Annotated in this window: 21 protein-coding genes, 1 tRNA gene and 1 pseudogene; 6 read left to right on the top strand and 17 right to left on the bottom strand. The window is 46.0% G+C overall.

Annotation, left to right across the window (positions count from 1 at the left end; all coding sequences use genetic code 11):
* Positions 1–77: 77 nt before the first annotated feature.
* The gene (locus AB5642_RS14190; protein ID WP_148461960.1) at positions 78–911 is read right to left on the bottom strand and encodes a deoxyribonuclease IV; all 834 of its coding nucleotides are present in this window, start codon (positions 909–911) and stop codon (positions 78–80) included.
* Positions 912–1255: 344 nt separating this feature from the next.
* Between AB5642_RS14190 and AB5642_RS14185 the strand changes: the two genes are divergently transcribed.
* Together AB5642_RS14185 and AB5642_RS14180 are read left to right on the top strand one after the other, a co-directional pair.
* Positions 1256–2629: a sodium-dependent transporter gene (locus AB5642_RS14185; protein ID WP_148461959.1), complete on the top strand. Its 1374-nt coding sequence runs from the start codon at positions 1256–1258 to the stop codon at positions 2627–2629.
* A gap of 148 nt (positions 2630–2777) precedes the next feature.
* Entirely contained in the window at positions 2778–4031 is a 1254-nt protein-coding gene (locus AB5642_RS14180; protein ID WP_148461958.1) for a CapA family protein, read from the top strand.
* 55 nt (positions 4032–4086) lie between these two features.
* On the opposite strand, the gene queA is transcribed toward AB5642_RS14180, so the two are convergent.
* The 13 genes from queA to plsX all read right to left on the bottom strand — a co-directional run bounded on the left by queA (position 4087) and on the right by plsX (position 18253).
* Positions 4087–5112, bottom strand: coding sequence for a tRNA preQ1(34) S-adenosylmethionine ribosyltransferase-isomerase QueA (gene queA / locus AB5642_RS14175; RefSeq protein ID WP_148461957.1), 1026 nt, complete (start codon positions 5110–5112; stop codon positions 4087–4089).
* Positions 5099–5863: a tRNA (guanosine(37)-N1)-methyltransferase TrmD gene (gene trmD / locus AB5642_RS14170; protein WP_118578851.1), complete on the bottom strand. Its 765-nt coding sequence runs from the start codon at positions 5861–5863 to the stop codon at positions 5099–5101. Before trmD ends, queA begins: the two co-directional genes overlap by 14 nt.
* Positions 5864–6367 (bottom strand): ribosome maturation factor RimM, encoded by a 504-nt coding sequence (rimM, locus tag AB5642_RS14165; protein ID WP_148461956.1) that lies wholly within the window; start codon positions 6365–6367, stop codon positions 5864–5866.
* A gap of 104 nt (positions 6368–6471) precedes the next feature.
* Positions 6472–6702, bottom strand: coding sequence for a KH domain-containing protein (locus AB5642_RS14160; protein ID WP_021926512.1), 231 nt, complete (start codon positions 6700–6702; stop codon positions 6472–6474).
* A 160-nt stretch (positions 6703–6862) separates the two neighbouring features.
* Positions 6863–7108, bottom strand: a complete 246-nt coding sequence (rpsP, locus tag AB5642_RS14155) for a 30S ribosomal protein S16 (RefSeq protein WP_117852013.1) — start codon at positions 7106–7108, stop codon at positions 6863–6865.
* Positions 7109–7162: 54 nt separating this feature from the next.
* Positions 7163–8515, bottom strand: coding sequence for a signal recognition particle protein (gene ffh, locus AB5642_RS14150; RefSeq protein ID WP_148461955.1), 1353 nt, complete (start codon positions 8513–8515; stop codon positions 7163–7165).
* 3 nt (positions 8516–8518) lie between these two features.
* A complete protein-coding gene (ylxM, locus tag AB5642_RS14145) occupies positions 8519–8842 on the bottom strand; it encodes a YlxM family DNA-binding protein (RefSeq protein ID WP_118578857.1) in 324 nt (107 codons plus the stop codon).
* Positions 8843–9267: 425 nt separating this feature from the next.
* Positions 9268–10329, bottom strand: coding sequence for a tryptophan--tRNA ligase (trpS, locus tag AB5642_RS14140; RefSeq protein WP_148461954.1), 1062 nt, complete (start codon positions 10327–10329; stop codon positions 9268–9270).
* Positions 10330–10688: 359 nt separating this feature from the next.
* Positions 10689–11900: a threonine ammonia-lyase gene (gene ilvA, locus AB5642_RS14135; protein ID WP_368371703.1), complete on the bottom strand. Its 1212-nt coding sequence runs from the start codon at positions 11898–11900 to the stop codon at positions 10689–10691.
* Between the two features lie 29 nt (positions 11901–11929).
* Positions 11930–12871, bottom strand: coding sequence for a signal recognition particle-docking protein FtsY (gene ftsY / locus AB5642_RS14130; protein WP_118578863.1), 942 nt, complete (start codon positions 12869–12871; stop codon positions 11930–11932).
* A 14-nt stretch (positions 12872–12885) separates the two neighbouring features.
* Complete coding sequence (gene smc / locus AB5642_RS14125) at positions 12886–16446, bottom strand: chromosome segregation protein SMC (protein ID WP_177968304.1); 3561 nt, start codon at positions 16444–16446, stop codon at positions 12886–12888.
* An 18-nt stretch (positions 16447–16464) separates the two neighbouring features.
* Entirely contained in the window at positions 16465–17148 is a 684-nt protein-coding gene (gene rnc, locus AB5642_RS14120) for a ribonuclease III (protein WP_118578867.1), read from the bottom strand.
* A gap of 79 nt (positions 17149–17227) precedes the next feature.
* Positions 17228–18253, bottom strand: a complete 1026-nt coding sequence (gene plsX, locus AB5642_RS14115; RefSeq protein WP_368371702.1) for a phosphate acyltransferase PlsX — start codon at positions 18251–18253, stop codon at positions 17228–17230.
* A 261-nt stretch (positions 18254–18514) separates the two neighbouring features.
* On the opposite strand from plsX, the gene AB5642_RS14110 reads away from it, so the two are divergent.
* Positions 18515–18611 (top strand) — tRNA-Sec (locus AB5642_RS14110).
* Between the two features lie 32 nt (positions 18612–18643).
* Here AB5642_RS14110 and selB read toward each other — a convergent pair.
* From selB to AB5642_RS14095, 3 genes are all read right to left on the bottom strand, one after another.
* Positions 18644–20266 carry a selenocysteine-specific translation elongation factor gene (selB, locus tag AB5642_RS14105; RefSeq protein ID WP_368371701.1) on the bottom strand — a complete coding sequence of 541 codons (1623 nt, stop codon included), beginning with the start codon at positions 20264–20266 and terminating at the stop codon, positions 18644–18646.
* 153 nt (positions 20267–20419) lie between these two features.
* Positions 20420–22258 carry a glutamine--fructose-6-phosphate transaminase (isomerizing) gene (gene glmS, locus AB5642_RS14100; protein ID WP_368371700.1) on the bottom strand — a complete coding sequence of 613 codons (1839 nt, stop codon included), beginning with the start codon at positions 22256–22258 and terminating at the stop codon, positions 20420–20422.
* A gap of 24 nt (positions 22259–22282) precedes the next feature.
* On the bottom strand, positions 22283–23665 hold the full coding sequence (locus AB5642_RS14095; RefSeq protein ID WP_173717720.1) for an exopolysaccharide biosynthesis polyprenyl glycosylphosphotransferase: 1383 nt from the start codon (positions 23663–23665) through the stop codon (positions 22283–22285).
* A gap of 355 nt (positions 23666–24020) precedes the next feature.
* On the opposite strand from AB5642_RS14095, the gene AB5642_RS14090 reads away from it, so the two are divergent.
* The 3 genes and pseudogenes from AB5642_RS14090 to AB5642_RS14080 form a co-directional block, all read left to right on the top strand.
* Complete coding sequence (locus AB5642_RS14090; RefSeq protein ID WP_173717719.1) at positions 24021–25031, top strand: LCP family protein; 1011 nt, start codon at positions 24021–24023, stop codon at positions 25029–25031.
* A gap of 75 nt (positions 25032–25106) precedes the next feature.
* Positions 25107–25856 carry a YveK family protein gene (locus AB5642_RS14085; RefSeq protein ID WP_173717718.1) on the top strand — a complete coding sequence of 250 codons (750 nt, stop codon included), beginning with the start codon at positions 25107–25109 and terminating at the stop codon, positions 25854–25856.
* Positions 25856–26179 (top strand): annotated as a pseudogene (locus AB5642_RS14080) (capsular exopolysaccharide family protein); the annotation flags it as partial. The gene AB5642_RS14085 and the pseudogene AB5642_RS14080, both read left to right, overlap by 1 nt.

The raw sequence follows: 26179 nt of genomic DNA, 5'->3' as shown, positions 1-26179 counted from the left end.
GTTGCGCCGGCGAGTGAGTAATACACATTGTCCAAATGCGTCCGCATTGAAGAACTTTTAATCAACTAAATAGCAATTTATTCTGAATATCTTTCCCTAAGAAGTGCAATTTCTCTTGTCCAACCCTCATCATCATTAGGCGTTTCCAGAATAAAAGGCTTACCCTCCAATGCCGGGTGCCGGATGACACGGACAAGGGCATCAAGACCAATCTGGCCTTCCCCGATTCTGGCGTGGCGGTCTTTGTGACTGCCAAGAGGGTTGAGGCTGTCGTTCAGGTGGATGGCTTTTAAGTGGTCGAGACCGATGATGCGGTCGAATTCAGTTAAGACACCGTCCAGGTCGTTTACAATATCGTAGCCACCATCCCACACATGGCAGGTATCCAGGCAGATTCCAAGTTTATCGCGTTTTTCTACAAGGTCCATGATGGCACGAAGCTCCTCGAAGTGGCTTCCCACCTCTGAACCTTTTCCGGACATGGTTTCCAGAAGGACTGTGGTGGTCTGATCTTCGGTAAGGACAGCATTCAGAACTTCTGCAATCTTTTGGATTCCAACTTCTATTCCTTGTCCTACATGGCTGCCAGGATGGAAATTGTAGTAGTTTCCAGGTGTGGCTTCCATACGTTTCAGATCGTCTGCAAAGGTCTCCCGGGCAAAATCCCGCAGATTTTCTTTGGCCGCGCAGGCATTTAAGGTATAAGGCGCATGGGCTACAATTTTCCCAAACTCATGCTCCTTTGCAATCTCCAAAAATTTTGCCACGTCCGCCGGATCAATAGCCTTGGCATTCCCTCCTCTTGGATTTCTGGTAAAAAATGCAAACGTGTTGCCGCCATTTTTCACAATCTGGCGTCCCATGGCTGCGTAGCCTTTGGATGATGAAGTATGATTTCCTATATATAACATGTCATTTTCCCTTCTTATTTATTATGAAAGTCTCGTACAGCAGCCAAGAATGAACCATGCTTGCACGAGCGAATTCCTGAATATCGAATGGGCCAGGCGATGGCCCTGATTACGAATGCGGTCGGCAGCTGTGGGAGCGCCATAGGCGCGAAACAGCTGACCCTCAAATACACTTCAAGTATTATCCTATATATTTTAGCATTTCCCCCTTCTTTTTCAAGATATTTATTGACGAAAACTCATTTTATTCTTATACTGTTAAAAGGTGTGCTCTTCTGTAAAAAAGACTTTTGTCCCATACTTTTTCACAGAATTCATACATAGAAAAAAGGAAGGAAATCAACATGAAAGAACGTGAAAAGTTTTCATCCCGGCTTGGATTTATTCTCATTTCAGCCGGCTGCGCCATTGGAATCGGCAATGTATGGCGCTTCCCTTATATAACAGGACAGTACGGAGGCGCAGCATTTGTACTGATCTATCTTCTGTTCCTTGTAATTCTTGGACTGCCTATTATGGTTATGGAATTTGCTGTCGGACGCGCAAGCCGCAAGTCCGCTGCCAGAAGCTTCCATCTCCTTGAGCCAAAGGGCACCAAATGGCACATTTACAGCTATGGAGCCATGCTTGGCAACTATATGCTGATGATGTTTTACACCACTGTAGGCGGCTGGATGCTGGCTTACTTCTTTAAAATAGCAAGCGGCACCTTCACAGGTCTTGATACAGAAGCGGTAGGAAACGTATTTAACACCATGCTCTCCAATCCTGGAGAAATGACCTTCTGGATGGTAATCGTAACTGCATTCGGTTTTGGTACCTGCTGCATGGGACTGCAGAAAGGTGTTGAACGTATCACAAAGGTTATGATGGTATGTCTTCTTACTATTATGGTAGTTCTTTGCGTTAAGAGCTGTACGCTTCCAGGTGCCATCGAGGGTATTAAGTTCTATCTTCTCCCGGATTTTGGCCGTCTGAAAGAGAACGGACTGCTTTCCGGTATTTATGCCGCTATGGGACAGGCATTCTTCACCTTGAGCCTTGGGATCGGCGCAATGGCAATCTTTGGAAGTTATATTGACAAAGACCGCAGCCTTATGGGCGAATCCATCCAGATTGGTATTCTGGATACTTTCGTGGCACTAATGGCCGGACTTATTATTTTCCCGGCATGCTTTGCTTACAATGTAAGCCCTACACAGGGTGTTGGACTTGTGTTCGTAACACTGCCGAACATGTTTAACCAGATGATGGGCGGCCGTTTCTGGGGCGCACTGTTCTTTATCTTTATGACATTCGCAGCTCTCTCCACCATCATTGCAGTATTTGAGAATATCTTAAGCTTTGCCATGGATCTGTGGGGCTGGAGCCGTAAGAAGGCAGTTCTGGTAAACGGAATTGCAATCTTTGTTTTATCCATGCCATGCGTACTTGGTTTCAACGTATGGAGCGGATTTCAGCCACTGGGCGCAGGAAGCACCATCCAGGATCTGGAGGACTTCATTATCTCCAATAACCTGCTTCCGCTTGGAAGCCTTGTTTACCTGCTGTTCTGCGTAACCCGCTACGGATGGGGATGGGACAATTTCATCAAAGAAGCGGATACCGGAAACGGCATTAAATTTCCGAAGTGGGCACGTCCATATCTTACCTATGTACTGCCGCTTATTGTACTGTTGATTTTCGTAATGGGTTATTACGACAAGTTCTTCAGATAAATATTATTGTAATGTAAATCAAAGGCAAAAGTTCACAGGGCTATTCACTCAAAACATGACCTATGGATTTTTGCCTCAATGTTTATACGGAACAAACACATCGCCTGTCGGCGACATCATATACAAAAAGCCATATGAGGATAGACGTATGCAAAAGAAAAAGAATTTATACAAAAAATCCAAATATTACCGCCAGCGCCAGAAAAAGATCCGACAGATCTGTATGGCCGCGGGTGGTGTCCTGCTGCTGGTGGTACTGATCCTGATCGTCCGGGGATGTGCAGGAAAGGCAAAGAGTGTAAACTCTTCGAATGTAAACAACGCAACCGACGAAAAGACAACTGGTTCTGCTCTTTCTTCTGACAATGAAAAGAACGATTCTTCATTTGCCGATGGAACTAAGCAGACTGCCGAATCTTCCAGCGACAGCTCAGATTCATCTTCTGATTCCGAAAGCAGCGATACTGTTTCAACAAAATCGAAGCACGACACCCCAGTCACCCTTACTATAAACGTTGTGGGCGACTGTACCCTTGGCACAGATGAAGCCTTCGATTACAGTACCAGCCTGAATGCATATTTTGAAAATTATGGAAAAGAATACTTTTTACAGAATGTAAAGAGCATTTTTGAAGCAGATGACCTGACCATCGCCAACAATGAAGGGACCTTCACAGACAGCAGCAGCCGCGAGGATAAAACCTTCGCATTCAAAGCCCCTGCGTCTTTTGCAGGAATTTACTCCAGCAGTTCTGTGGAAGCAGTAAACACAGCCAACAACCACAGCCATGATTACGGCGAGCAGAGCTTTCAGGATACCATGGACGCCCTGGATGCCCAGGGAATTGTTCATTTTGGCTATGATGAGACGGCCGTAATGGATATAAAAGGGGTAAAAGTAGGTCTTGTGGGAATCTATGAGTTATACGATCATCTTGAGCGTGAACAGCAGCTGAAAGACAACATTGCCAAGGTAAAAGAAGATGGTGCAGAGCTGATCATCGTTATCTTTCACTGGGGAAACGAAAAAGAAACCGTTCCAGACTCCAATCAGACCACACTTGGACATCTTGCCATTGACCTTGGCGCTGACCTGGTGTGCGGACATCATCCTCATGTACTTCAGGGAATTGAAGAATATAAAGGAAAAAATATTGTATACAGCCTTGGAAACTTCTGCTTCGGCGGAAACAGCGCCCCAAGTGACATGGACAGTATGATTTTCCAGCAGACCTTTACCATCTCAAATGACGGCGTAAAAGCAGATAATGTAACAAATATCATCCCATGTTCCATCTCCTCCGCTTACGGCTATAACAATTACCAGCCAACGCCTGCTGAAGGGGATGAAAAGACCAGAATTATGGAAAAAATCCAGGAAAGAAGCTCCTGGATCGGATAGAAGAAAATATGTTATTCAGCCCCCCAGAGCGAAAGCTCCGGGGGGTATTTTTTGATTATAATATCAGCATCGCATCCCCAAATGAAAAGAACCGATACTTCTCCTGCACTGCCACCTCATAGGCATGCAGAATATTCTCTTTTCCAGCCAGTGCAGATACCAGCATAACCAGTGTGGATTCCGGCAGATGGAAGTTGGTGATCAGACCGTCGATCATCTTAAATTTATAGCCTGGATAAATAAAAATCTCTGTCCAGCCGCTTCCAGACTTCAGAACACCATCAGCGCCAGTTGCAGATTCCAGTGTACGGCAGCTGGTAGTTCCAACTGCGATCACACGGCCGCCATTTTTCCTGGTATCGTTGATCAGCTTCGCCTGGTCTTCTTCCACAATGTAGAATTCAGAATGCATGTGATGCTGCTCCACATCATCTACCTTAACCGGACGGAATGTGCCAAGACCTACGTGAAGAGTTACATGGGCAATATTTACCCCTTTGGCTTTCACCTGCTCCAGAAGTTCCTTTGTAAAATGCAGACCTGCTGTAGGCGCTGCTGCAGAACCTTCATTCTTTGCATAAACAGTCTGGTAGCGATTCTTATCCTTTAATTTATGAGTGATATATGGAGGCAGCGGCATCTCTCCCAGCTGATCCAGAATCTCTTCGAAAATACCCTCATAATGGAACTGGATCAGACGATTCCCCTCGTCCACCACGTCAATAATCTCTCCCTTTAAGATACCATCTCCAAAAGTGATCTTAGCACCTGGGCGTGCCTTTTTACCTGGTTTTACCAGGCATTCCCAGATATCGTTCTCTCTTCTTTTCAGAAGAAGGATCTCGATCACTGCGCCAGTCTCTTCCTTGTGACCGTAAAGTCTTGCCGGAATAACCTTGGTATCATTGATAACCAAAGTATCACCTTCATTCAGATAGTCCAGTATATCCCTGAAATGGCGATGCTCAATACTGCCATCTGCCATAGAAAGATGCATAAGTCTGGAAGAACTTCTGTCCTCCAGCGGATCCTGGGCGATCAGCTCCTGAGGGAGCTCATAGTAAAAATCAGATGTTCTCATCTTTGGATTCCTCCTCTTTCCACTGCTTTTTCAGCTGCCGCACAAAATTCCATTCTTTGTTGGTGAGATCTGCCTTTTTCAGCAGATCCGGGCGCCTTCTGGCTGTACGAATGATAGACTGCTCTCTGCGCCACTTCTCTATATTTGCATGATGACCGGACATAAGAACCTCCGGAACCTTTTTACCATGCCACTCTTCCGGGCGGCTGTACTGGGGATATTCCAGAAGATTTCCTGCAAAGGACTCGGTCTCGCCAGACTCCTGATTGCTGAGCACGCCTGGAACCATGCGGGAAATAGAATCCATCATAACCATGGCCGGAAGCTCGCCGCCTGTAAGCACATAATCTCCGATAGACACATAATCCGTCACAATTTCCTCCAGAACACGCTCGTCAATCCCCTCATAGTGACCGCAAAGGAAAACCAGGTCTTCCTCTTTCGCCATGTCTCTTGCCATCTGCTGATTAAACACCTGTCCCTGCGGGGTGAGATAAACCACACGGGGGCGCTTCCCGGCTTTCTCGGCAATCGCTTCATAAGCCAGGTAAACCGGTTCTGCCTGCATCAGCATTCCAGCACCGCCGCCGTAAGTATAATCATCTACTTTCTGGTGCTTGTTAAAAGCATAGTCGCGGATATTTATGGCCTCCACAGAAAGGATTCCTGCATTAATAGCACGCCCTGTAATGCTGGTGTTCATTCCATTCCGGATCATTTCCGGAAAAAGGGTCAAAACATGGAAATTCATTTATAAAAGTCCTTTCATCAAATGTACCGTCATCACATTCTCTTCCAGATCAACGTCAAGGATGCATTCCTTGATTGCCGGGAGAAGTACTTCCTGATGATCTGGAAGCTCTACTACGTAAACATCATTGGCTCCTGTCTCCATAACATCTTTCAGGGTTCCGAAATGGGTGTTGCCCTCCAGAACCACTTCCATGCCAATCAGGTCGCCGATGTAATATTCATCTTCATCCAGTTCCTGGGCTTCTTCTCTGGGAACCCACAGGTCTCTGCCTTTGTACATTTCAATATCATTTATATTATCAATCCCATTAAATTTCAGGATCACAAGATTCTTAAAAAATTTCACGTTACGGATTTCCAGCTTTTTCATCTCTCTGCCAGCATCCAGAATCACGTATTCAAGATCCAGGAAACGCTCCGGATCTGTGGTAGGGAATACTTTTACTTCTCCCCGCACGCCATGAGTGGTGGTAATTACTCCAACCTTTAATAAATCTTCCATTCAAAACTCCTCTACAAAAAACGAATATGTCTGCCGTCCAGGACTTTCATAAGTAAAAACAGGAGCCATGTCTCCACAGCTCCTGCATCCATATATCTTGCTTATCATTGCAGAATATCTACAATCACTTTTTTGCTGCTTTTGGAAGAAGCCGCTTTTACTACGGTACGGATGGCCTTGGCGATTCTGCCCTGACGTCCGATCACCTTACCCATATCAGATGGTCCTACCTTCAGTTCGATAACAACAGCGTCATCCTTTTCTGTTTCGGTAACGACTACTTCGTCCGGATTTTCAACAAGAGATTTTGCAATTACTTCTACTAATTCTTTCATTACACACCTCCCTGATCCCGCCCCGGAGCATATTCAAAAAATGCCCTCATCTGGACGTCACAGAAATACCCCCTGAAAATTGCCGATTACAGTTCACGACTTTCACAGGAAATACTGTGCAGTCTGAACCATTCTGGCAACCTCTAAGATACTCCTTAAATTATTTCTCGATTCCGGCCTGTTTAAGGATCTTAGCAACAACTTCTGTAGGCTGAGCACCGTTTGCAAGCCATTTCTTAGCTGCTTCTTCGTCAACCTTGCATACGCTTGGCTCCTGGTTCGGATCATATGTTCCGATCTCTTCGATACATCTTCCGTCACGTTTGCTGCGGGAATCTGCAACAACGATTCTATAGTAAGGTGCTTTCTTCTGTCCCATTCTTCTTAATCTGATCTTAACTGCCATTTTAATTTTCCTCCAATTTACTTTCTCTTTATTAGTTAATTTAATTATTTTATGTTAAAAAGGGAGCTTAAAGCCGCCTCTTTTACCACCCATTTTGCCGCCGCCCATGAGACCCGGCATCTGCTTCATCATCTTCTTGCTCTGCTCAAACTGCTTCACAAGGCGATTGACTTCTGCAACATCCACACCTGCGCCTCTGGCAATCCTGTTCTTACGGGAAAGGTTCAGGATTCCTGGATTGGAACGCTCCTGTGGGGTCATGGAAAGAATAATGGACTTGGTTCTGTCCATTGCTTTCTCATCGATCATGCTCTCCACATCTTTCATCTTGCTTCCCACACCAGGGAGCATGTTCAGGATACTGGAGATTCCGCCCATCTTATTCATCTGTTCAAGGCTGGTAAGATAGTCATTGAAATCAAAATCCATCTTCTTCAGCTTCTTGGACATCTCCTGGGCTGCTTCCTGATCTACGGCTGCTTCTGCCTTTTCGATCAGGCTCATTACATCTCCCATACCAAGGATACGGGATGCCATTCTCTCCGGATAGAACTGTTCCAGATCGGATAACTTCTCTCCCATACCTACATACAGGATTGGCTTGCCAGTTACGGACTTGATGGAAAGAGCTGCACCACCACGGGTATCACCATCCATCTTGGTCAGGATCACTCCATCGATTCCAACCTTCTCTGCAAAAGTCTGGGCTACATTGACTGCATCCTGTCCGGTCATGGCATCTACTACAAGGACTGTAGCATCTACCTCAATATTAGACTTAATATCAGCAAGCTCCTGCATCATATCCTCATCGACATGAAGACGACCTGCTGTATCAATGATCACTACATTCTGCTGATTCGCCTTGGCATGTGCAACAGCCGCCTTGGCTATGTCTACCGGGCTCTGTTTATCACCCATGGTAAAGACTTCCACGCCTTGTTTCTCACCGTTTACCTGCAGCTGAGTGATCGCTGCGGGTCTGTAAACGTCACAGGCTACCAGAAGAGGTCTCTTACCTTTAGACTTGATCTTACCTGCAAGCTTGGCTGCTGTAGTGGTCTTACCAGCTCCCTGAAGACCTGCCATCATAATGACAGTCAGATCATTGCCAGGCTTGATCGGAAGCTCTGTAGTCTCACTTCCCATAAGATTAACCAGCTCTTCATTTACAATCTTGATGACCATCTGGCCTGGGTTCAGTCCGTTCATAACGTCCTGTCCAACTGCACGTTCCTGTACAGATTTCGTGAACTGTTTCACGACTCTGAAGTTAACGTCCGCTTCAAGGAGTGCCATCTTAACTTCTTTAAGAGCAATCTTAACATCCTCTTCGGTCAGACGGCCTTTGCTTCTCAGCTTCTTGAATACATTCTGAAGTTTATCTGTTAAGCTTTCAAATGCCATGAATTATAACTCCTCTAAAATCACATTGGATATTGCCTCAATATCATCAGCGTGATATCCGGATGCAAGCTCATGTATCTTCTGTACCTGTCCCCGGATATTCACAAACTTCTCCACCAGATGCAGCTTCTCTTCATATCCTTCCAGTGCCTTGTCACAGCGTCTGATCATATCATGTACGCCCTGACGGCTGATATTCAGTTCCTCTGCAACCTCACTTAAAGAATAATCCTCCAGAACTACACTCTCGTAGATCTGCTGCTGTCTCTTCGTAAGAAGCTCTCCGTAAAAATCATAGAGCAAAGTACGTTCTACAAACTTTTCCATTCGTTATCACCTTGGGTATCATACCGTATTTTGTGGTGTGTGTCAAGTGTTTTTTCTTTACATTGTATATACTATTTATATGTCCAAATTTATTATACGCTATTTCTAATTGTCCGCCCTTATGCTATACTATAAAAGCTGCCGAGCCTCCAGCAGAAAGGAGGTGAATCACATGGAAGAAATTTTCACCGCATTTCTTGTTTCCGTTTTAGCAAGTGTAGTTAGCTACTACATATGCAAATGGCTGGACGGTAAACAATAGGCAGCAACAGCCTAAACGGATTAGCTCACCGTAACGAGCAAGAAAGCCCTCAGAGCTGCAACTCTGAGGGCTTTCGTTTCGTCGCATGGAATTTCACCGCATTCCTTAGCTACTATTAGCATATGCCATAACCAACGAAATGTCAACTTAAAATCCACATATTTTACTGAATCAAACTATCATCATCAAAATAATTAATTTTCATAGAAGCCTTTACATCCCTCAGAGTCTCAGCTGCCTTTGCCTCAGCCACCTTACTGCCCTCTCTTAAAATATCATAGACATCCGGAATGCGCTGCTCCCACATTTTACGGCGCTCGCGGATCGGGCCAAGCTCAGCCTGGAGAACGTTGTTCAGGAACTTCTTAACCTTAACATCTCCAAGTCCGCCTCTCTTATAATGGTCTTTCAGCTCGTCCAGGTTCTGATAATCCGGAAGAAATTCCGGGAAGTATTCTGGTTTGCAGAAAGCATCCAGATAAATAAATACCGGATTGCCATCAACATTTCCCGGATCCTGAACACGAAGATGATTCGGATCCGTGAACATGGACATAACCTTCTTCTTAACCTCATCTGCCTCATCGGAAAGATAAATGCAGTTTCCAAGAGATTTACTCATTTTTGCCTTACCGTCAATACCTGGCAGACGCAGGCACGCCTTGTTGGAAGGAAGTACGATCTCCGGCTCTGTAAGCGTCTCACCATATACTGTGTTAAACTTGTGTACGATCTCTTTGCACTGCTCCAGCATAGGAAGCTGATCCTCTCCAACCGGAACTGCTGTTGCGCGGAATGCTGTAATATCAGCTGCCTGGCTGATAGGATAGCAGAAAAATCCAACCGGAATGCTGGCTTCGAAATTACGCATCTGGATCTCAGCTTTCACAGTAGGGTTACGCTGAACACGGGCCACTGTAACCAGATTCATATAATAGAAAGTAAGCTCTGTAAGCTCCGGAACCATGGACTGGATGAAAATTGTGGATTTGTCCGGATCAATCCCGCAAGCCAGATAATCAAGTGCTACCTGGATAATATTCTGACGAACCTTCTCCGGGTGCTCCGCGTTATCAGTAAGCGCCTGGGCATCCGCGATCATAATATAAATCTCGTCATAATTTCCGGAATTCTGAAGCTTTACACGCTCAGATAAAGAGCCCACATAATGTCCCACATGAAGACGTCCTGTAGGGCGGTCTCCTGTTAAAATTACTTTTTTCATAGTTTGCTACTCCTTATATTCACCGCCATGCCGGCCCTTTTGTAAAACCAACACAGTTGTATTTATTTATAATCAATTCAGCAAACACTCCCCATTTTTTACATGAATATACAAAACGCCCAAAGCACATAGACTAACTTTAGTTACTGTTCACTGGTAACATTCCGCGAGGTGTTTTTTGTGAACAAAGTTCACAGAAAACCCGAGAGTTGCGGCGCGAAATCATGCAAAGCATGATTTCTGTGCATCGCGAAGCGTGTTACTGTGAGCGGAGTGAACAGTAACTAACTTTATTCATACCATTTGTGATGTTGCTTCAGTTATTAACTGCAAGGTAGGGAAATGCTTCTGTTTTTCAATTACAGACTTGCGCGAATTACTTTCGGTCTGCATCCGGCAGTCTCCAGTGCTTTCACGATCTGATTCTTATGATCTGTACCAAATGCCTCCAGAGTGATCTTCAGTTCTACAGCTGCATTACGGTTTGTGCTTACAAACTGATTATGATCCAGCTTGATAACATTTCCCTGATTCTCTGCAATAATAGAAGCCACACGTACCAGTTCACCAGGCTTATCCGGGATAAGAACAGACACTGTAAAGATTCTGTCTCGCTGGATCAGACCATGCTGTACTACAGAAGACATGGTAATCACATCCATATTTCCACCACTTAAAATGGACACAACCTTTTTATTCTTGAAATCAAGATGACGAAGTGCAGCCACTGTCAGAAGTCCTGAATTCTCAACAATCATCTTGTGATTCTCTACCATATCCAGGAAAGCAACGATCAGCTCATCATCCTCAACCGTGATGATTTCATCCAGATTCTCCTGGATATATGGGAAAATATGAGAGCCCGGAGTCTGAACTGCAGTACCATCTGCAATGGTGTTTACATGGGGCAGTGTAACAACCTCCCCTTTCTCAAGAGAAGCCTTCATGCAGGCTGCACCTGCTGGCTCTACACCGATTACTTTAATATGAGGATTAAGAAGCTTGGCAAGTGTGGATACACCTGTTGCAAGTCCGCCTCCACCGATTGGCACCAGAATATAATCTACAAGAGGAAGCTCCTGAATGATCTCCATAGCAATGGTTCCCTGTCCGGTAGCAACTGCAGGATCATCAAAAGGATGAATAAAGGTATAGCCCTTTTCTTCCGCAAGATCCAGAGCGTATGCACAGGCCTCATCATAAACATCACCATGAAGAATAACCTCTGCGCCATACCCTTTTGTACGCTCTACTTTAATAAGCGGTGTAGTGGTCGGCATTACGATCACGGCCTTCACACCGTACTTGTGTGCTGCATATGCCACACCCTGTGCATGGTTTCCAGCGGAAGCTGTGATCAGGCCTTTGCCCCTCTCCTCGTCGGAAAGAGTACTGATCTTATAATAAGCTCCACGCACCTTATATGCACCTGTTCTCTGCATGTTCTCTGGTTTGAAGAAGACCTTGTTTCCAGTGAGTTCAGAGAAATAACTGCTCTTCACCAGCTTGGTCTCCTGGGTTACCTGCTTAACTATTTCTGCCGCTTCTTCAAAACTCTCTAATGTAAGCATTTTTATTTTTCCTCCTGTAGTTTGTGGGGTTAGTTTTCATCCGGATGAATATCAAACAACGCATCCACAAAAGAATTTGCATCGAATTTCTGTAAATCGTCAATGCTCTCACCAACGCCGATATATTTCACCGGAATATCAAGCTCAGACTGGATTGCCACCGCAATACCACCCTTGGCTGTACCATCAAGCTTGGTAAGAATGATACCGGTTACATTTGCCACCTCTGCAAACTGTCTTGCCTGCACAAGTGCGTTCTGTCCTGTCGTTCCATCCAGAACCACCAGAGTTTCCAGATACGCTTCCGGATATTCCTTCTCCAGAATGCGGTAAATCTTGCGAAGCTCTTCCATAAGATTCTTCTTATTATGAAGTCTTCCTGCGGTATCACAGATCAGAACGTCTGCATTGCGGGCCTTGGCTGCTGCCACTGCATCATAGACAACTGATGCCGGGTCTGCTCCATCCTGACCGCCAATGATCTCCACTCCTGCCCGGTTCGCCCACTGGGTCAGCTGTTCCCCTGCTGCTGCACGGAAAGTATCCGCAGCACCAAGAATAACCTTTTTGCCCTGGTCCTTCAGCTTGCCGGCAAGTTTTCCAACGGAAGTTGTTTTTCCAACACCATTGACACCGATCACAAGAATAACGGATTTGCGGTTTTCAAACTCGTACTCTGTGCTGTCTACCGTCATCTGCTCCTTGATGGTATCAATAAGAAGCTGCTTGCACTCCTTGGGATCCCTGATATTCCGGATTTCCACCTGGTCTTTTAATTTGTCCAGAATGGCTGTGGTGGCATTGATTCCAATGTCACCCATGATCAGGATTTCTTCCAGTTCCTCATAAAAATCATCATCTATTGTTGAATAGCCGGTGAAAAGAGAATCGAATCCTGCCACAATGTTGTCTCTTGTTTTTGTCAGGCCACTGACAAGTCTTTTAAAAAAGCCCTTCTTTTCCTCTGCCATTTCCTCTCCTCCTTTTACTGCGTAAGCTGGTTTTCCACAAGATCAACGGAAACCAGCGTGGAGACGCCTTTCTCCTGCATGGTAATACCATAAAGTCTGTCTGCGGCATTCATAGTACCACGCCTGTGTGTTATTATAATAAATTGCGTGTTCTTCGTCAACTTCTGAAGATAGCCTGCGAAACGGCCTACATTCGAATCGTCAAGTGCCGCCTCGATCTCATCAAGAAGACAGAATGGCGACGGCTTCAGATTCTGGATTGCAAACAAAAGTGCGATTGCAGTAAGTGCCTTCTCACCACCGGAAAGCTGCATCATATTCTGAAGCTTTTTGCCTGGCGGCTGGGAAATAATACGAATTCCTGCTTCCAGAATGTCCACGTCTTCCTCAAGCTCCAGAGTCCCCTTACCGCCTCCAAACAATTCCTTGAAAGCCTTGTCAAACTCTCTCTGGATATCCTGGAATTTCTCCGTAAACTGTTTACGCATTCCCTCATCCAGTTCCTGGATAATGTTCTCCAGCTGTGCCTCTGCGGTTTTCAGATCCTCATACTGTCCGGAAAGGAAAGCATGACGCTCTGAAATCTCCTTATATTCCTCAATTGCATTTACATTAACGTTACCAAGCTTACGGATTTCATCCTTCACCTGGGCAATTTCTTTCTTCATGGCTTTCAGATCGTTCAGCTCTTCTTTTTTGTACTGAAGGGCATTGTTCGGGGTGATCTCATACTCATTCCACATATAGGAAATCTGAGATTCCCTGTGCTCTTCCAGCTTCTCGATCTGACTTTTCAGACGGTAACACTCTTTGTCCAGAAGTGAAATCCTGCCGGACAGCTGATCCCGCTTCTCAAAAAATGCCTTATGGCTGGCATTTTTTTCATCCTTCACACTCTGCCAGCTCTCCATCTGAGCCTTCGCCTTGGTTTCATCCTCTTCCAAAGTCCGGATCACTGCCTCCAGGTTCTCTACAGACTGGCGCTTTCTCTCATTCTCTTCGCCGCCAAGCTCCAGCGTTTCATGAATATCTGCTTCCTCCTGGCGAAGAGCTTCCATCTCATGGGTCAGACGGCCCAGAGTCTCTGCTGCGAAGCTTTCTTTCTGCTGGGCTGTACTTGCTTCCAGACGAAGAGCCTCCAGTTTTCTGGAAACCTCCTGCTCAGAAGCCCTCCAGGTCTCTAATTCTTCCTGTTTATTCTGGATAAAAGTCTCCAGTTCTTTCTCATCCTGCTCAGAAGCCTTCAATTCTTCGGCAATCTTGCTGTGATCAGCCTCTGCCTCCTCGATCTGACGGCGGATTTCCATCTGCTCTCTCTGAATCTCTCCGTAGCCAGCCTGGATTTCCTTTGTTTTGGCTTCTACCTGGTTAATGTTCATCTTCGCCGTGTTCTGGGCAACATACTGCTGACGCAGTTTTTCCTGCAGATCTGCAATGGTGTCACGCATAACATTGCGCTTGCTTCGATTATCATTAATAGCAGTCTGCATGTCATCCATGTCTTTTCGAAGAGCCTTCACACTGGATTCCAGTTCTTCGATCTCACGGCGGCGGCCAAGAAGGTTGCTGTTATTCTTAAAAGAACCACCTGACATAGAACCGCCCGGACTGAAGGATTCACCCTCCACAGTTACCATGCGAAGACTGTGCCGGTACTTTCGCGCAATGGCAATGGCATTGTCAATGTGATCCACCACAAGCACACGACCCAGAAGATAAGTAGCAAGTCCGGCATACTCCGGACCTGTAGTTACCAGTTCACTGGCAAGCCCGATCACTCCCGGCTCCTGCAGCGCATCCCTCTGGGTAAAACCACTTCTAGTATTGATACTGTTAAGTGGAAGGAACGTAGCACGGCCGAAACGGTTTTTCTTCAGAAATTCAATCATGTGCTTGGCAGTCTGTTCATTGTCTGTGACAATGTTCTGAATACTTCCGCCAAGAGCCGTCTCAATGGCGATCTCATACTCCTTATTTACCTGGATCAGATCTGCTACAACACCCTTAATTCCCGGTACTCGGTCCTTCTGTTCCATTACACGGCGGATACTGTTTCCGTATCCGTCATAGCGCTCTGTAATATTTTTCAAAGATTCCAGCCTGGAAGCCTCACGGTGATATGCGCTCTGGCCGATTTCCATCTGGCCGTTCTGTTTCTTTAATTCATCTGTAATTTTATGTACTTCATTATCCAGGCGCTGACACTCTGCATTCATGTCCTGGATAAGTGTGGTAATTCCCTGAAACTTCTCCTTTGCCCTCTCCAGCTCACTCTGCTGCTGGGCTTCCTCTGTTTTCAAATGAAGCTGTCTCTGACTGATTCCCGCTTTACGGATATCGATCTGCTCCATCATGGTATCGAAACGCTGGGCTTTTCCTTTGGTAGTGGCACGGGTATTGAGAAGCTCGATAATCTCGTTCTTGCCATTCTCCACTGCCTGGGAGCACTCTTCGATCTGTGCCTGAATATTGGAAATCCGGTCCTCTTCTGCCTCCTGGCGCTTCCTTGCTTCCAGAAGAGCTGCATGGAGCTGGGATTTCTCCGCCTCCTGCCTCTCCAGAGACTCCTGGCGTTCCTTCAGATCCGCCTCAATGGACTGCAGACGGCTCTTGTAATGTTCTTCACTCTGCACTCCGGACAAAATCTGTTCCCGAAGTACCTTGGTCTCGCCATCCAGCTGCTGCCTGCGGATTGCCTTATTCTGCGTCTCTTCACGCAGCTGATCCATCTGGGAATTCAACTGTTCCAGTTCCTCTTCCAGACGATCATATTCCACTTTCGTCTGCTCGTAGGCCTTCTGATTCTCCTCCAGCTCCTCAGCAGCCCGGGTATTCTTGGTATCCAGCTCTTTTAATTCACGGCTGGTCTCCTCGTTTTCCAGAAGAAAACTGTTCACATCCAGTTCCCGCAAAGTGTCTCTTTTGGCAAGATAAATTCTGGCTGTCTCGGACTGGCGCTCCAAAGGGCCCAATTGTCTGGTAAGCTCACTTAAAATATCGGTAACACGCACCAGGTTCGCCTGCTCGTCCTGCAGCTTCTTAATGGTAGTTGCCTTTCTTCGCTTAAACTTTACGATTCCGGCAGCTTCGTCAAAAAGCTCACGGCGCTCTTCCGGCTTACCACTTAAGATCTTATCGATCTGTCCCTGCCCGATGATGGAATAGCCCTCTTTACCAATACCGGTATCGTAAAACATCTCATTAATATCCTTCAGACGACAGGCACTTCCATTAATAAGATATTCACTTTCACCGGAGCGGTAAAGTCTTCGGGTAACCGTAACCTCATTAAAATCAACCGGAAGCTTGTGATCGCTGTTATCCAGAGTAATGGCAACAGAAGCAAAGCTAAGGGGCTTTCTGGTCTCCGTGCCGGAAAAAATAACGTCCTGCATGTTTCCGCCTCGAAGCTGCTTGGCACTCTGTTCTCCAAGAACCCAGCGGACCGCATCACCTACGTTACTTTTCCCACTGCCGTTGGGGCCAACGATTCCCGTAATTCCATTATGAAATTCGAAATTGATTTTCTGTGCAAAGGACTTAAACCCGTGCACTTCAATATTTTTTAAATACATGTATTCGAATCCTTGTTATTATTTTCTCATCTTCCGGATTGCCTGGTAAGCAGCTTCCTGTTCGGCAGCTTTCTTGGTATGTCCTACTCCGGTACCCATCACATGACCGCTGACAAGCACATCCACGGTAAAGCTTTTATTGTGATCCGGGCCTTCTTCTTTTATCAGATGGTACTCCACAAGATGGGTTCCCTTCTCCTGTACGATTTCCTGCAGGATGGTCTTGCTATCATAAAAGAGCTGTTTATTCTCAAGATCGTTCAGAATGAATTTCAGAACAAACTCCTTTGCGCTAGCAAAACCACCGTCCAGATAGATAGCTCCAAGCAGAGCCTCTGTTGCATCGGAAACAATAGAGTCACGGTTTCTTCCACCGGTCATATCCTCACCTTTTCCAAGGAGCAGATACTGCGGCAGTCCGAAATCTCTTGCACAATAAGCAAGACTGGGTTCGCAAACTAGGCTGGCTCTCTTCTTGGTCAATTCGCCCTCTGGAATCTGGGTGAATTTCTTATAAAGAAAATCACTGCTGATCAGCTCCAGAACTGCATCTCCAAGAAACTCCAGGCGCTCGTTGCAGCCTGCCTTACCAAGCTTCTTCTCGTTGGCATAAGAACTATGTGTCAGTGCAAGGATCAGAAGGTTTCTGTTCCTGAACTCATAACCGATCCGGTTCTCCAATGCTTTTAACTTTTTTTCCATGATAAACTTCCTTCCCTCTGACTAGCTGGCAGACCCCCGGCAGGTCTTTGCCGAAGAGTCTGCTGCAATGCATGGATGATCATGCTTTTTCTGGTGTCTCTTCCACCATATGGGCAGCGATTTTCTCATTGATCTTCTGCTGTCTGAACTGAACACACTGAAAAATAGCGTGGCGGATCTCAACCGCCCTGGCACTGCCGTGTGTCTTCACAACCAGTCCCTTAAGACCCAGAAGAGGAGCTCCGCCGTACTCACTTGCATCAAATGCCTTCATGGTTTCTTTGACGGCCGGTTTCACCAGAAGAGCTCCAACCTTGCTGCGGGTGTCTTTCATAAGGCCGGTTTTAATCATCTTTATAAAGGTACTTCCAAGTCCTTCATAAAGCTTCAGGATCACGTTCCCGACAAAAGCCTCGCAGACAATCACATCTGCATAACCAGCCGGAATATCCCTTGCTTCAATACTTCCGATGAAATTGATCCCCTGGCATTCCTTCAAAAGAGGGAACGTCTCCTTCACAAGGGCATTTCCCTTCTCCTCCTCTGCACCAATGTTTACAATGGCAACACGAGGGTTCTTGATTCCAACCACGTCTTCCATATAGATGGAACCCATCTTCGCAAACTGTACCAGATGCTCTGGTCTGGCATCTACGTTCGCACCGCAGTCAATAAGAAGTGACACACCATTCTGGGTAGGAATCAAGGGTGCCAGCGGCGGACGCTGTACTCCTTTGCTTCTTCCTACGATCACCTGACCACCTACTAAAATAGCGCCTGAGCTTCCAGAGGAAACAAATGCTTCTGCTTCCTGCTTCTTCACAAGATTCAGTCCTACCACAATGGAAGAATCTTTCTTCTTACGGATTGCCAGAACCGGAGGCTCTGCTGTCTCGATCACCTCTGTGGTATTCACGATCTGGATTCTTTCCTTGGGGTAATTCTGAAATTTACTCAGCTCTTTCTCAATTACATCCTGCCTGCCGGTAAGGATCACATCAATGTCTTCCCTCTCGGCAACAGCCTCTACAGCTGCTTTCACTGGTTCTGCCGGAGCGTTGTCTCCGCCCATGGCATCTACTACAACTCTAACTGTCTCTGCCATATTTTTCTCCTCTTCGGATATTCTTCAATACTGTAATCTGGTAATGTGAAAACATCCATTATAAACGGGATACGCAAAACACAGCCCCGTTCAACAGCTCCGCCATACCAGAGCATGTTTGAAAAAGGCTACAAGGTACACTATCCCGAATAATACTATTCTACTTTATCTGCCCCCTCTTAGTCAATAGGGAATCAAAGAAAGGTTTCGGACCCAAAGACTGTGGTTGACGAAGCTTCCAATCTCCGCTATACTCTCACTGGGAGCAGATAGGTGCCGGTGTGCCTCCTGGTCTTCAAAACCAGTGTGGGGCGCTAATCCCGTCCCGGATGGGTTCGATTCCCATATGTTCCCGCCAAAAACGTACCCAGCTTTCCATTCTTACTCTTCTCATTGAGACCGGTCTGCCTGCTGCAAGTTTCGTTTTAACACTCTTCCTCCATTTTCCATAACTGTAATCCGCTCTCTGTCAAACCCCTCCAGCAGTATGATCGCACATTTACGGGATATTCCCAGACGGTCACGAAATTCTCCAGTCTGGATTATACCCTTTTCTTCAAATAACAAATATGCCATATCCAGGGCTTTCTGCCGTATTTCCCGGTGCATATAATGCTTCTCGTCAAACCGTACAAGAACACCGTCCCGCACCATGGCAAAGAACACTTCTGAAAAATCCCGCTCACCGGAAAATACTTTCTTCACTTCATCTGTCAGTGGAGGTATAAAGCCCGATTTCAGATATAATTCCTGCAGCTGCAAAAAGACAGAATTCCCACACATTTCTTCTGTTATTTTTCCTGAAGCATGTGCTTTTTTTCTTTCCCTTCCGGTACATGCACAATGAACAGCAGCATCTGCATTCTGTCTTTTTTTCCTTTTTACCCCATTGGGATTCAGCACAACTCCACCGCCGATGGTTTCTACCGGCGAATAAAATCTTATAACAAAATGATCCCCTGCTTTCATTGCCGTCACCTGCTCCATCCGAAGCTGGACTATGGCCTCTTCACCGGGCTTCAGCACTGCTCTGTCAAACAGGATTATTTTACACACCAGTTCTGCTGCCCCATGATAAAGATGAACACGGGTACCGCTTTTTAAAGAACGCTGTCCTGATTTCAACAGCTGCAGCCGTACATCTGCGATCATGGTACCTTCCATACTTCCTGCTGTTGCCAGGATTTCTCCCCGGGAGATCTGCTCTTTTCCAATTCCCGGAAGGTTCACTGCCACCCGCTGTCCCGGAACAGCTTCGGATACTTCCTGACCATGCACCTGAATCCCTCGAATTTTTACCCTTTCAGCTCTGGGATAAAGCATGGCGTCATAATTCAAGCCTAAACTGCCATCAAGCAGCGTCCCTGTCACTACGGTTCCAAAACCCTTTAAAGAAAACACACGATCTATGGGCAGACGAAACGCAGATGCTTTCGTACCCATTCTGCCTGTGCAACTGTCATCTTCTTTTCTGGAAAGATTCTGATTTTCCGTGGTTTTTCCGGCTGTGCACAGTTTCCACAACACCCTGCGCAGTTCCTCAATCCCACGCCCATCCACAGCACTGGTCACTATCACATCCTCATTTTCCAGAAACGTCCCCTCAGCAAACTCCCTGATTTCCTGGTCAAGTCCCTTTTTCCATTCCAGGTCACCTTTGGTGAGCACAAGCACACCCTTTCGAATACCAAGCAGGGAAAGTATTGCCAGATGTTCTCTGGTCTGAGGCATAACTCCCTCATCTGCTGCGATCACTACCATGGCAATGTCAATTCCGCCAGCTCCGGCTAGCATATTCTTTATAAATTTTTCATGACCTGGCACGTCAATAATCCCTGCTTCCCTGCCATCCGGAAATTTCAGGAACGCAAAACCATTTTCAATTGTAATCCCCCGTCTTTTTTCCTCTGCCAGGCGATCCGTATCCGTGCCTGTCAGCGCCTTGACCAGCCAGGTCTTACCATGATCAATATGTCCGGCAGTACCTATGATCCTGTACCTTTTTTCTTCCATATCTTTTTCATGCCCCATTTTGTTCGAACAATCCCACTATTTCGTTTCCAAATAAACAGCGCGAAGAAGCCACTTCTCCGCGCCATGTTTACGTTTATAACAATATTGTCTTTTTTCTGTTGTTTGGAAATATAATTCAGTAATTTAATAACATTATTCTACAGTAACAGATTTCGCCAGGTTTCTCGGCTTGTCCACATCCAGGCCCTTCGCTACGCTGACATAATATCCCATCAACTGCAGCGGAACAATTGCAAGGCTGGTTGTGAAATACTTCTCCGTCTTGGGAACATATACGGAGAAATCAGCGGTATCCTCAATACTGTAATTGCCATAGCTGGTCAGTCCCATCAGATAAGCTCCACGGCTCTTTACCTCAACCATATTGCTCAGTGTCTTCTCAAAAAGATCCTTCTGGGTCATCACACCGATCACCAGAGTACCATCCTCTACAAGGCTGATCGTTCCGTGCTTCAGCTCACCTGCTGCGTAAGCCTCAGAATGAATATAACTGATTTCCTTCATCTTCAGGCTTCCTTCCATGCTGATAGCATAGTCAATTCCTCGTCCGATGAAGAAAATATCATGGGCATTTGCATACTTGCTTGCAAACCACTGGATACGCTCCTTATCATCCAGAACACGGCTGATCTTGTCCGGCAGGGTCTCCATCTCAGCAAGCAGACGGGTCACATTCCCCTCCTCAAGCTTTCCCTGGACAAAAGCACTCTGGATAGCCAGCAGATACATGGCGATCAGCTGGGTGCTGTAAGCCTTGGTGGTGGCAACAGAAATCTCAGGTCCTGCATAAGTATATAACGTATAATCGCTCTCTCTTGCAATGCTGGAGCCTACAACATTGACTACACTAAGTACCGGAACATTTCTATCCTTGGCAAGACGAAGGGCAGCCAGGCTGTCTGCGGTCTCTCCGGACTGGGAAATAATAACCACCATGGAATCCTCCACAAGGATCGGATCACGGTAACGGAACTCAGAAGCCACATCCACCTCAACCGGGATTTTCGCCATGGATTCGATCACATATTTGCCAACCATACCAACATGGTAGGCAGAACCGCAGGCGATGATATAGATTCTCTTAAGAGAAGCCAGCTTCTCATCTGTAAGCCCTGTCTCAGAAAAATCAATGTGTCCCTCTTTTACATAAGCGCCAATGGTGTCCTGAACAGCCTTCGGCTGCTCATGGATCTCTTTCAGCATAAAGTGCTCATAGCCGCCCTTCTCAGCAGCAGCTGCATCCCACTGGATCTCCACAACGTCTTTCTCAATCTCTTCACGGTCGATATTGTAGAAATGGATCTCATCACGGGAAAGCTCCGCAATTTCAAGATTGCCGATATAATAAACTCTTCTGGTCTGATCCAGGATCGCAGGAACATCAGAAGCGATAAGGCTTCCGTTCTCGCTCTTTCCAATGATCAGCGGACTGTCCTTGCGGGCTGCAAACAGTTTGCCCGGATAGTCCTTGAAAATAACACCAAATGCATAAGAACCGCGGATACGGAGCATTGCTCTGGAGATTGCTTCCAACGGAGTTCCGGTTTTCTTATAGTAGTAATCTACCAGCTTCACAGCCACTTCTGTATCTGTCTGTGAATAGAACGTATAACCGGAACGAAAAAGCTTCGCCTTCAGCTCCTGATAATTCTCGATAATTCCATTATGAACAAGTACTACGGACTTATCATCTGTACAATGAGGATGGGCATTTGTCTCAGAAGGCTCTCCATGAGTCGCCCAGCGGGTATGACCGATACCGCAGGTACCCGGTACGGCTGAACCGCCGTCTGTCTTCTCGATCAAAGTTTTCAGACGCCCTTTCGCCTTTACGATTGCGATCTTATCAGTTGCCTCGTTTCGAACTGCGATACCTGCTGAATCATAGCCTCTGTATTCCAGCTTGGAAAGGCCTGTCAGCAAAATCGGTGCCGCCTGTTCATCTCCTACATAACCAACAATTCCACACATAAAATTTCCTCCTCAGTCTCAGTCTTAATCATTCTCCTCGTTTTTCTCCTGGCCGGCTGTCTTCTGCCATGCCTCAACCCCTTCTGTATTTTCCTTCTGGAAAAGGATTTTGAAGGTAAGCATCAGAAGCTTCAGATCCAGCTTCAGAGAATAGGTCTCAATATAGGTGAGATCCAGTTTCAGCTTATCATAAGGTGTCGTGTTGTATTTACCATAAACCTGGGCATAACCGGTAAGTCCGGCCTTCACTTTCAGGCGGTAATCAAATTCAGGAATCCTCTCACTATACAGTGCAGCAATCTCCGGCCGCTCCGGTCTTGGACCTACCAGAGACATATCACCTTTCAGGATATTAAAAATCTGTGGCAGCTCATCGAAATGGATCCGGCGGATAAGCTTCCCGACCGGTGTGATCCTGTCATCCTCCTTCTTCGCCAGCTGGGCACCCTTCACTTCAGAGTCCATCTTCATGCTTCTGAATTTCAGGATCATAAAGATCTGCTTATCCTTCGTAAGACGCGGCTGCTTATAAAAAACAGGACCGCCATCATAAAGCTTAATTGCAAGTGCGATCAGAATCATAAACGGAGATGCGATCACAAGCCCCGCCAAGGAAAATATAATATCCACAATTCTTTTGAAAAACAGCTGCTCTGCTGTCAGACGCAGGTTTCTGGAAAGAAGAAGCGTGGTATCAAATAAATGAATATCGTCTGCATTCCGGAGCATAATATCAGAAAGCTTCGGAATAGAATAACAGCGGATATCCTTCTCAAAGCAGTATTTCAGAAGAAGATTTCGTTCGTGGGACGGGATATCCCCGATCACAACTGCTTTATATCCGTTGATCTTCTCCTTGATCACGTCAAGGCCAAGGGAAAGGGATGCCATCTCTTTAATGGCATATTTATCCTCTCTGGTCTCAAACTTATTCCTTAAATCTCCCGGATTACGTCCGCCATAAATCATCAGCATCTGTCTGGGCGGATACAGTCTGGTGTACACATAACGCATACCAACCACCCATATGACAACGATCACCAGGTCAATCCCCATCATAGCCAGCATAGGTGTCAGATGCTCTCCCAGACGCCAGCGGCCGATCAGGCACAACTGTAAATAGGTAATAAAATTCACGCAGCACACAGACAGGATCTGGGAATAGATTACTTCAAATACCCGCAGATAACCCACCTTAAAACCACCGTAAATTTTATAAAAGAAGTATATCATCAGCACATACAGGCCAATGACTACCTGATTGCCTCTGTCAAAGCGTCTGCCGATGACCTCCTTGTGGGCATAAAATTTATACCAGATATAGGCGAAAAGCAATGTTTCAATAGCTATGATCACCGCAGACGCCAAAAACATGATCAGTCTCTTATATCGTTCGCGATTTTCCATTTTTTCCTCCAGTAAATTTCCTCTGAAATCTATACGTTGTATAAGTATAGCACAAAAAATCCCAGAGGAAAACGATTTTTTTCGTCACCTTATTTTGCCCAAAAATGACAGAGCAGGTTGATATCCAGACCAAACCGTGATAAAATCAGTACATATTGTGGTAAAGCAATATAGTATTTATACAATATGATATTTTATAATGTGAAGTAAATAACAGATTCTGAGTTTTGTCAATATGTAATTTTCAGAGTGATGGTTTACAGGTACTGTTCACTGGTAATGTTCTGCAAGATATTTTGGGGAGCATTACCAGTGAACAGCTGCGAAGTATACCTCGGTCTGCAGAAAGGAATCAATGCGTCATAATCAAATTTCCAGACAGAATAAAAATAAAAAAATAAAATATCTCGCCATAGGACTTGCCGCCGGCGTTCTTGGCATAGGCTCAGCTGCAGGTGTTCTCACTTCTGCCAACAGCCATGCTGTGACCCGGAGCGCATCCTCTTCCACACAGGATACTGACCAGATTACTTATAAAGGTGTTACCTATGTTCCGAAAGGGAATCTTGAGACTTACCTTTTCGCCGGAATTGATTCTCCGGATAAGGTAACCGAGATCAAGGAATACGACGGCACCGGTCAGTGTGATGTGCTGCTTGTGCTTGTCCGCGACAGAAGCACAGACACCTGCAAGTTTCTCACCATCGACCGGAACACCATGACTCCGGTGAAGAGCCTTGCAGATGACGGCTCTTACATAGATACCACAGAATGCCAGATTTCCCTGGCACACGCCATGAGCCTGGATCATGAGACCCGTGCAGAGAATACTGTGGATGCAGTTTCCACGCTCCTTGGCGGTCACAAGATTGACGGCTTTGCAATGGTAAACATGAGCGCCATTGAAGTGGTAAATGATATGGTTGGCGGTGTCACCGTCACCATCGAGGATGATTTCCCGGACAGTGACACACTGATCAAGGGACAGACCGTAACTCTGCACGGTAAGGACGCTGAGCGCTTCATCCGTGAGCGCAAGACCGTTGCCGACGGACTGAACGAGAACCGGATGAGCCGTCAGGCCCAGTACGAGGAAGCTTTCAAGCCTGTTTTCCAGGCGAAATGCAGTGAAGATAAGACGTTCCCGCTGGATCTTTATCATGCACTTGAGGACTACATGACTACCAACATCAGTGCCAAGAAGTTTTCCCGTCTTGCCCTTCTTCTTTCCGATGAGAAAGAGGAGGAGAAAGTATCCATAGAAGGAACTGCCGACTTCGACGAGGATGGCTGGCAGACTTTCACTCCTGATCCGAACAGCCTTCAGGAAGCGATCCTTTCGCTTTTTTATAAGGAAAAGAAATAATTTTCCTGTTAGAAAATAAATCGTAGAAGAGAAGATTCTAAACAGCTACAATAAACAAAATTAAGGAGACCCGACATGAACGAAGAACTCACAAACGACGAGGTGGAAATCGACCTTGTGGATCTAGGCAACGTCTTGTTAGACAAATGGCGTTATCTGCTGATCAGTCTTATTGCAGGCGCTGTACTTCTGGGTGCGTATTCCCTTTTCTTTATCGCACCTACCTATGAATCCACAGCCAAGCTTTACGTAGTATCTGCCTCAGACGATTCTGTAGTCAATTTAAGTGACCTGAATCTTGGTACTTCCCTGACTGCAGACTATGAACAGCTGATGCTCAGCTATCCGGTACTAAACCGTGTTATTGACCGTCTGAATCTGGATTCTACATCCGATGAACTGGCTAAAGCTTTTTCACTGAACAACCCAAGCGATACCCGTATTCTGGAGATCACCGCTACTTCTACCGATCCGCAGATGGCTATGGATCTGGCTGAAACTATGGCTGAGGAAGCCATTGATTATCTCCCGGATACCATGAGCACACTTGCTCCGAATCTGGCACAGCCTGCCAAACTTCCTGAGAGTAAAGTGGCTCCAAGCTATACCAAGTTCACCATAATCGGTGCCCTGCTTGGACTTCTCATCTGTGCAGCATTCTTTATTGTAAAATATCTGATGGATGACACCATTCATACTGCAGATGATATGGAAAAATATTTTGGGCTGGTACCTCTTACCACTATCCCTGACAGCGATCAGGTAATCGATCTGGATGAGGAGCAGCACCGCAGACGCGGCAGAAAGAGAGGTCGTACGAAATAATGAACCAGCTTAATGTAAACCTTCCGGAGCTGCCCTATGCAGTTTCCGAAGCGATGAACCGACTTCGTATTAATATTAAATTCTGCGGTAAAAATACCCGCAAGATCCTTTTGACCAGCTGCCAGCCTAATGAAGGTAAGAGTACCATTTCCTCCTACCTGTGGAAAATGCTTGCAGAAGCAGGATTTCCTACTGTTCTGGTAGACGTTGACCTTCGTAAATCCGTTATGAAAACACGTTTTCAGATGGACTACGACGATGACACTACTATGGGACTGAACCACTATCTTTCCGGTATGGCAGAATATGAGGACGTTATATAC

This window comes from Ruminococcus sp. 1001136sp1_2201st1_G3_2201SCRN_220225, assembly GCF_040924365.1.
Classification (GTDB): Bacteria; Bacillota; Clostridia; order Lachnospirales; family Lachnospiraceae; genus Blautia_A; species Blautia_A faecis.
Note: the sequence above shows the minus strand (reverse complement) of the source record. Positions and strands in the feature narration are given on the sequence as shown.

What these genes read in the sequence shown, in the direction of transcription:
- ffh (WP_148461955.1), bottom strand. Translation starts at nt 8,515, where the DNA reads ATGGCATTTGAAAGCTTAACAGATAAACTTCAGAATGTATTCAAGAAG.
- trmD (WP_118578851.1), bottom strand. Translation starts at nt 5,863, where the DNA reads ATGAATTTCCATGTTTTGACCCTTTTTCCGGAAATGATCCGGAATGGA.
- AB5642_RS14190 (WP_148461960.1), bottom strand. Translation starts at nt 911, where the DNA reads ATGTTATATATAGGAAATCATACTTCATCATCCAAAGGCTACGCAGCC.
- rpsP (WP_117852013.1), bottom strand. Translation starts at nt 7,108, where the DNA reads ATGGCAGTTAAGATCAGATTAAGAAGAATGGGACAGAAGAAAGCACCT.
- rnc (WP_118578867.1), bottom strand. Translation starts at nt 17,148, where the DNA reads ATGGAAAAAAAGTTAAAAGCATTGGAGAACCGGATCGGTTATGAGTTC.
- glmS (WP_368371700.1), bottom strand. Translation starts at nt 22,258, where the DNA reads ATGTGTGGAATTGTTGGTTATGTAGGAGATGAACAGGCGGCACCGATT.
- smc (WP_177968304.1), bottom strand. Translation starts at nt 16,446, where the DNA reads ATGTATTTAAAAAATATTGAAGTGCACGGGTTTAAGTCCTTTGCACAG.
- trpS (WP_148461954.1), bottom strand. Translation starts at nt 10,329, where the DNA reads ATGAAAAAAGTAATTTTAACAGGAGACCGCCCTACAGGACGTCTTCAT.
- selB (WP_368371701.1), bottom strand. Translation starts at nt 20,266, where the DNA reads ATGGAAGAAAAAAGGTACAGGATCATAGGTACTGCCGGACATATTGAT.
- AB5642_RS14095 (WP_173717720.1), bottom strand. Translation starts at nt 23,665, where the DNA reads ATGGAAAATCGCGAACGATATAAGAGACTGATCATGTTTTTGGCGTCT.
- plsX (WP_368371702.1), bottom strand. Translation starts at nt 18,253, where the DNA reads ATGGCAGAGACAGTTAGAGTTGTAGTAGATGCCATGGGCGGAGACAAC.
- ylxM (WP_118578857.1), bottom strand. Translation starts at nt 8,842, where the DNA reads ATGGAAAAGTTTGTAGAACGTACTTTGCTCTATGATTTTTACGGAGAG.
- ilvA (WP_368371703.1), bottom strand. Translation starts at nt 11,900, where the DNA reads ATGCTTACATTAGAGAGTTTTGAAGAAGCGGCAGAAATAGTTAAGCAG.
- ftsY (WP_118578863.1), bottom strand. Translation starts at nt 12,871, where the DNA reads ATGGCAGAGGAAAAGAAGGGCTTTTTTAAAAGACTTGTCAGTGGCCTG.
- rimM (WP_148461956.1), bottom strand. Translation starts at nt 6,367, where the DNA reads ATGGAAGATTTATTAAAGGTTGGAGTAATTACCACCACTCATGGCGTG.
- queA (WP_148461957.1), bottom strand. Translation starts at nt 5,112, where the DNA reads ATGAGAACATCTGATTTTTACTATGAGCTCCCTCAGGAGCTGATCGCC.
- AB5642_RS14185 (WP_148461959.1), top strand. Translation starts at nt 1,256, where the DNA reads ATGAAAGAACGTGAAAAGTTTTCATCCCGGCTTGGATTTATTCTCATT.
- AB5642_RS14090 (WP_173717719.1), top strand. Translation starts at nt 24,021, where the DNA reads ATGCGTCATAATCAAATTTCCAGACAGAATAAAAATAAAAAAATAAAA.
- AB5642_RS14180 (WP_148461958.1), top strand. Translation starts at nt 2,778, where the DNA reads ATGCAAAAGAAAAAGAATTTATACAAAAAATCCAAATATTACCGCCAG.
- AB5642_RS14085 (WP_173717718.1), top strand. Translation starts at nt 25,107, where the DNA reads ATGAACGAAGAACTCACAAACGACGAGGTGGAAATCGACCTTGTGGAT.
- AB5642_RS14160 (WP_021926512.1), bottom strand. Translation starts at nt 6,702, where the DNA reads ATGAAAGAATTAGTAGAAGTAATTGCAAAATCTCTTGTTGAAAATCCG.